The sequence below is a fragment of the Longimicrobiaceae bacterium genome (genome assembly GCA_035936415.1).
GTDB lineage: Bacteria > Gemmatimonadota > Gemmatimonadetes > Longimicrobiales > Longimicrobiaceae > JAFAYN01.
In genome coordinates, this window is record DASYWD010000503.1 from 1 (window position 1) to 2,080 (window position 2,080).

General features: G+C 75.4%; 1 protein-coding gene. It reads left to right on the forward strand.

Features of this window, described 5'->3' with window-relative positions; genetic code table 11:
- On the forward strand, positions 1–2,080 hold a 2,080-nt coding region (locus VGR37_20285), incomplete at both ends, for an amino acid adenylation domain-containing protein (GenBank protein ID HEV2149750.1).

Here is a 2,080-nt window from a genome sequence, read left to right on the forward strand (position 1 = left end):
CGGAGCTGGCGGGGGTGCCGGTGCTGGACCTGGCGGGCGATGCCGCGGCCTGGGCGCGCCGGCCGGAGAGCGACCCTGTGCGGGGGGCGCTGAGCCCGGAGCACCTGGTGTACGTGATCTACACGTCCGGGTCCACCGGCCGGCCCAAGGGAGTCATGGTCCCGCATCGCGCGCTGGTGAACTTCCTGGACTCCATGCGCGTGGAGCCGGGGCTGGCGCCCTCGGACACGCTCCTGGCGGTGACCACCCTCTCCTTCGACATCGCGGGGCTGGAGCTCTTCCTCCCGCTGAGCACGGGAGCGCGCGTCGCGCTCGCCGCGCGCGAGACCGCCGCGGACGGGGCCGGCCTGCGCGAGGCGCTGGCGGCGACGGGCGCCACGCTGATGCAGGCCACGCCCGCGACCTGGCAGATGCTGCTGGAGGCGGGCTGGGAGGGGACGCAGGGGCTGCGGGTGCTCTGCGGCGGGGAGGCGCTTCCGCGCGAGCTGGCCGGGCGGCTCCTCGCGCGCTGCTCCGCGCTCTGGAACCTGTACGGCCCGACGGAGACCACCGTCTGGTCCACGGCGCTGCGGGTGGAGGCGGGGGAGGGAGCGGTGCCCATCGGGCGCCCGATCGCGAACACCACCGCGTACCTGCTGGACGGGGAGCTGCGCCCGGTGCCGCTCGGCGCCGCCGGGGAGCTGTACCTCGGCGGCGACGGGGTGACGCGCGGGTACCTGGGCCGGCCGGAGCTGACGGCGGAGCGCTTCGTCCCGGACCCGTTCGCGCGGAAGCCGGGTGTGCGCCTGTACCGCACGGGGGACCGGGTGCTGCGCCGGGCGGACGGGGCGCTGGAGTTCGTGGGGCGGAGCGACCACCAGGTGAAGGTGCGCGGCTACCGGATCGAGCCGGGCGAGGTCGAAGCCCGGCTGCTGGAGCACCCGGAGGTGCATGAGGCGGTGGTGGTGGCGCGGGAGGACGAGCCCGGGGACAAGCGGCTGGTGGCGTACTACGTGGCCCCCGAAGCGATCCGCGCGGAGAGCCTGCGGGCGCACCTGCTGGAGCGGGTGCCGGAGTACATGGCGCCGGCGGCGTACGTGTGCCTGGAGGAGATGCCGCTGACGCCCAACGGCAAGCTGGACCGGAGGGCGCTGCCGGCCCCGGAAGGGGAGGCGTACGCGCGGCGGGGCTACGAGGCGCCGCAGGGGGAGGTGGAGGAGGCGGTGGCGGAGATCTGGGCGGAGGTGCTGAGGCTGGAGCGGGTGGGGCGGTGGGACCACTTCTTCGAGCTGGGCGGGCACTCGCTGCTGGCGGTGCGGGTGGTCTCGCGGGTGCGGCAGAGGCTCGGGGTGGAGGTCCCCGTGGGGGAGGTCTTCCGTCTCCCCGTGCTGGCGGAGTACGCGCGCGCCGTGGCGGAGGCTGCCCGGGCGGACCTGCCGCCCATCGAGCCGGTGGAGCGCACCGCGCCGCTGCCGCTCTCCTTCGCGCAGCAGCGGCTCTGGTTCCTGGAGCGGCTCGGCGGGCTGGGGAACGCCTACCACGTCCCCTGGCTGCGCCGCCTGCGGGGGGAGCTGGACCGTGAGGCGCTGCGGCGTGCGCTGGAGCGGATCGTGGCGCGGCACGAGGTGCTGCGCACGACCTTCCCCCTGGTGGACGGCCAGCCGGTGCAGCGGATCGCCCCGGCAGAGGAGTGGCGCTTCCGCCTGACGGAGCGCGACCTGAGCGCACGTCCCCAGTCCGAGGTCAGACGCGTGATCGCGGAAGAGGCGGGCGCCCCGTTCGACCTGGAGCGGGGGCCGCTGGTCCGCGGGTGCCTGGTCCGGCTGGGGGAGGACGAGCACGCGCTGCAGGTGACCATGCACCACGTGGTCTCCGACGGCTGGAGCATGGGCGTGCTCACCCGCGAGCTGAACGCCCTCTACGACGCGTTCCGCAGCGGAGAGGCGGACCCGCTGCCGGAGCTTCCGGTGCAGTACGCCGACTATGCCGTCTGGCAGCGGCGCTGGGTGGAGGGAGAGGTGCTGCGCCAGCAGGCGGAGTACTGGAAGCGGACGCTCTCCGGCGCGCCCGAGCTGCTGGAGCTGCCCGCCGACCGCCCGCG